5 protein-coding genes are annotated in these 4,416 nt (G+C 63.7%); all 5 read right to left on the reverse strand.

What is annotated here, in order from left to right; translation table 11 throughout:
- Positions 1–253: DUF971 domain-containing protein (locus tag D6877_RS02545; RefSeq protein WP_130909733.1), on the reverse strand; the 253-nt coding region annotated here is incomplete at its 3' end.
- Positions 250–1,212: a HEAT repeat domain-containing protein gene (locus tag D6877_RS02550; RefSeq protein WP_130909734.1), complete on the reverse strand. Its 963-nt coding sequence runs from the start codon at positions 1,210–1,212 to the stop codon at positions 250–252. The genes D6877_RS02545 and D6877_RS02550, both read right to left, overlap by 4 nt.
- Positions 1,209–2,057: an ABC transporter ATP-binding protein gene (locus tag D6877_RS02555; RefSeq protein ID WP_130909735.1), complete on the reverse strand. Its 849-nt coding sequence runs from the start codon at positions 2,055–2,057 to the stop codon at positions 1,209–1,211. Before D6877_RS02555 ends, D6877_RS02550 begins: the two co-directional genes overlap by 4 nt.
- Positions 2,057–2,836 carry an ABC transporter permease gene (locus tag D6877_RS02560; protein WP_110599314.1) on the reverse strand — a complete coding sequence of 260 codons (780 nt, stop codon included), beginning with the start codon at positions 2,834–2,836 and terminating at the stop codon, positions 2,057–2,059. Before D6877_RS02560 ends, D6877_RS02555 begins: the two co-directional genes overlap by 1 nt.
- 215 nt (positions 2,837–3,051) lie before the next feature.
- A partial coding sequence (locus D6877_RS02565; RefSeq protein WP_130909736.1) for an ABC transporter substrate-binding protein occupies positions 3,052–4,416 on the reverse strand: 1,365 nt, incomplete at its 5' end.

Here is a 4,416-nt window from a genome sequence, read left to right on the forward strand (position 1 = left end):
CCCACGGGTAAATCCCGCGTTGATGGCCATCGCTGAACACCAGTTGCACACCATACCCCTGCGGATTGACCTCGATCAGGCGCACGCGATCATCAACCAGCGGCGTGACACCGCGCAGGCGAAATGCGCGGCATTGCGAGCATGGGCATTGCCGGCGCAGGTCGGCATGCCTGAGCAGCGATTCGCGCCCGTCCGGCCAGCTCAGGCGCAGCGTGCGTGCACTCTGCGAGTTGCCCACCGACAGTGGGTTCATTGCAACTGACTCAACGCGATGCGCACGGCTTTGCGCACTTCCGGGTCGCCGTCGTCCTGCGCTGCCTGCAACGCGGCCAAGGCACCACGATCGTTCAATTCACCGAGGGCCAGCGCAGCTTCCTTGCGCAGGTTGCTAATGCGGTGGCCGAGGGTCTCGATCAGCGCATCCAGCGCCGGGACGAAGCGCAGGCGACCGAGGCTGCGGGTGGCGCGCAGGCGCACTTGCCAATAATCATCGCTCAGCGCTGCGACCAAGGCCGGGCCAGCGTCGCTGTGGCCAACTTTGCCCAATGTGGTCGCAGCTTCTTCGCGCACTTGCCAGGCATGGTCGTGCAAGGCCTGGCGCAGCGCCGGCAGCACTTCGGCGTCGCTGGCCAAGCCGAGGGCACCGGTCGCGGCGCGTCGCACTTCGGTGTCCGGGTCGTCACTGGCCAGGCGCGCCAGAGCTGGCAGCGCGTCGAGCTGTTTGAGCCAGCCGAGCACGCCCACCGCTTCGCGTCGGACATTGGCATCGGCATCTTCTAACGCTGCGACGGCAGCCGGCGCGGCCTCGGCGAAGCGCAATTCGCGTAACGCCCGAAAGGCGGCGATGCGCACACTGACATCGGCATGTGCAGTCCACGGCAGAATCACCCGCCCCGCCTCCGCAGTCTTGAGCAGGCTCAGGCTTTGCGCCGCCGCCGATTGCACGGCGGGCGATGGATCCGTCAGTGCTTCGCACAAGGCTTGCACGACCGCTTCATCCTCCCACGCTTCGAGCAATCGTGCGGCTTCAGCGCGGACGTCCTCGGCGGGATCCTGCCGGAGTCGATCAACCAGCCAGAGCAAACCATCCGGTTCCTCCAGATCGGCCAGATCAATCAGGGCAATGCGCCGCACGCCCGGGTCTTCCGCCGTCAGGCGCGGTTGCAGGGCGAGGATGTCTTCGTTGTCGGTCACAGCAAAAATAGAGGTCATAGGGCAAATCGCGGCAAAGGGTTTTCAGGAGGCAGGCCGAGCGGATTGAGGCGCGGCAGCGGTCGGTCGTTGTCGTGGCGCAGCAGGTCGAGGCAATGGCGTTTCAGTCGAGCGAACTCGGGGCTGGTCACCAGTTCGCTGGTGCGCGGACGCCGGAAGTCCAGACGCAAGTCTTCGATGATCCGCCCGGGCCGGGCACTCATCACCAACAAGCGATCGGCTAGAAACAGCGCCTCGTCGATGTCATGGGTGACGAAAACCACGGTGGTGCGGATGCGCGTCCAGATGTCCAGCAACAGTTCCTGCATGTTCAAGCGGGTCAGCGCATCCAGCGCGCCGAACGGCTCGTCCATCAGCAACAGGCGCGGGCGATTGACCAGCACCCGGGCAATCTCCACCCGCTGCTGCATGCCACCGGAAAGCTGATCCGGCCAGCGTTCGGCAAAGCCTTCGAGGCCGACCAGTTCGAGGATGTCGTCAGCGGCGCGACGGCGCTCAGCCTTGCCGACGCCGCGCATCTTCAGGCCGAAGGCGACGTTGTCGCGCACCGTACGCCACGGGAACAGCGTGTGGTGCTGAAACACCATGCCGCGCTGCGGCGACGGGCCAGCCACCGCGCTGCCGTCGACTTTCAAGCTGCCGGTACTGGCATTCAAGTGTCCGGCCAGGGCGCCGAGCAAGGTCGACTTGCCGCAACCGGACGGGCCGAGAATGCACACGAACTGGCCGGGTTCGATCTGGCAATCGAGGCCCTGCACCGCTTCGAAGGCTTCGCGGCCCTGGCCGAGGACGATGGACAAGTGGCGGATGTCGATCCGCCCTTCCGGGGTTTGCATGACGCTCATCAGGCTTTGCCTCGCGGTCGATGCCAAGGCGTGAACAAGCCGCCCAGGCGTTTGATCAGCCAACTGCTGCCCATGCCCAACACCCCGATCAAGAGCATGCCGACGACAATGTCGGCGTAGTTCTGAATGGTGTAGGACTCCCAGGTGTAGTAACCGATACCGAACTGCCCGGAGATCATTTCCGCCGTCACCAGGCAGAACCACGAAGTGCCCATGCCGATCGCCAGACCGGTAATGATGCTCGGCGCAGCGCCTGGCAGAATCACCTCCAGCAGAATCGCCCGACGCCCTGCCCCTAGACTTTTTGCCGAGGCGATCAGGCGTGGATCGACGCCTTCGACGCCGTGCACGGTGTTGAGCAGAATCGGGAACAGCGCGCCGGTGAAGGTGATAAAGACCATCGACAATTCCGAGGATGGAAACATCAGGATCGCCAGCGGAATCCACGCCACGGCGGGGATCGGGCGCAGGACTTCCAGTGGTGGCAACAGCAAATCCTCAGCCCATTTCGACCGGCCGATGGCCAGGCCCAGGGCGATGCCGATGATCAACGCCGCCACGTAACCGGCGAAGACGCGGCCGAGGCTGCTGCTCAGGTGCTGCCAGAGTTTGCCCGAGTCGCCCAGGCCGAGCGCGGCTTCGATCACCGCCAGTGGCGTCGGCACGTTGGCAAAGGTGACCAGGCCGAGGTTCCAGTGGTGGCTGGCGGCGAGTTGCCAGAAGAGCAGGCAGAGCAGCAGTGAGGCGGCTCTTGATGTCCAGCGCAACGGTGTTTTCATAGTCCGGTTTCCAGTTCGGGTTCTGTGTGATGGCTGAGATTTACCCCCTCACCCCAGCCCTCTCCCCCAGGGGGGCGAGGGGGAAAGGGAGCCGATTTGCGTGTTTTTCACGACCTTAGTTCGACTCGATATTTCACGTCGGCGTATCTCTCAACAACAACTCGGTCAGTCCCCTCTCCCTCCGGGAGAGGGTTAGGGTGAGGGGCTTTTGATCTTCAGCGCGCAGCAACAACCTGCGCAGTGGCATCGCTGAAATCGAACACCTTGCCACCCTGCGCCGCAGCGTATTGCTGGGCCTGGCCCTTGAGCAGGAATGCGCTGAGGCGGCCCTTGCCGTCGCTGGCAAACCACGCCTGTTCAGCGAGCAGCTTGATCCCGCTGTCACTGGCCTGCGCATATACCGCGCGGATGTTCTTGCCCTCCTGCTTCAACGCCGCCAGCGCGGTGAACGCCGCTTCAGCCGAACCGTAACGGCGGACTTTTTCCTCGCCACGCACCCAGATCTCCGCGACATGGCTGACGTCGGTGATGGCTTTGCCCGTCGCCGCATCCACACCCGGCAACGGCGTCTGCGCGTAGTTGGCCAGTTGCGCGGCATAATCGAGATTTGAGGCCTTGAACGCGGCGCGGATGTACTGGTCGTCGATGAAACTGTTCAGGTCGAGCCCGCGATCGGCTTTCTTCAGCAACTTCAGGGTATCGATGGCGGTACCGACGGCCTGGAGATATTCAGGCTTCCAGCTCAGGTCGCGGGTCTGTACGCCGAGCGGGCCGTGGAACAGGTAGTTGACCTCGGCATCGACGCCGGTGACCTTGGCGATCAGTTCGCTGTACTTCTCCGGTTCGGCGGCGAGCAGTTGGTTGGCTTCGATGCTCGCACGCAGATAGGCGACGACGATTTCCGGATACTTTTTCGCGTAGGCCTGATCGACCAGTGCGCCATGGTAAGTCGGCGCGTTGGCCTGGGCGCCGTCATAGATCTTGCGGGCGAAACCACGGCTCGGGAACAGCTCGGCGAACGGTACGAAATCGGCGTGGGCGTCGATCTTCCCGGCCTGCAATGCTGAGCCGGCGACTTCCGGTGGCTGGGCGATGATGTTGACATCCTTGAGCGGGTCCCAGCCCTGCTCTGCCACGGCGCGCAGCAACATGCCGTGAGCCGTCGAGGCGAACGGCACCGAAATGGTCTTGCCCTTGAGTTCGCTCAGGCTCTGCACCGACGAAGCGCTCGGCACGACGATGCCGTTGCCGCTGCCCTTGATGCTGCCCGACAGCACGCTGATGAACAGGCTGTGCTTGCCCGCCGTTTCGAACGCCACACCGTTGAACGCACCGGGGAAATCGGCCATGGCACCGAAATCGAGTTTGCCGGCGACCATCTCATTGGTCAGCGGCGCGCCACTGGTGAAATTCTTCCACTGCACATCGTACTTCGCGTCTTTGTAGGCGCCATCGTGGGGCAGGTATTTTTCCAGCAGACCGAGTTCACGGATCAACAGGCCGCCGGCGGCGCAGTTGATGGTGGTGTCCTGGGTGCCGATGGCGATGCGGATGGTTTCGGCCGAGGCCGACAAGGTGAA

Origin of the sequence: Pseudomonas sp. Sample_9 (genome assembly GCF_004307535.1) — a bacterium.
Classification (GTDB): domain Bacteria; phylum Pseudomonadota; class Gammaproteobacteria; order Pseudomonadales; family Pseudomonadaceae; genus Aquipseudomonas; species Aquipseudomonas mercuritolerans.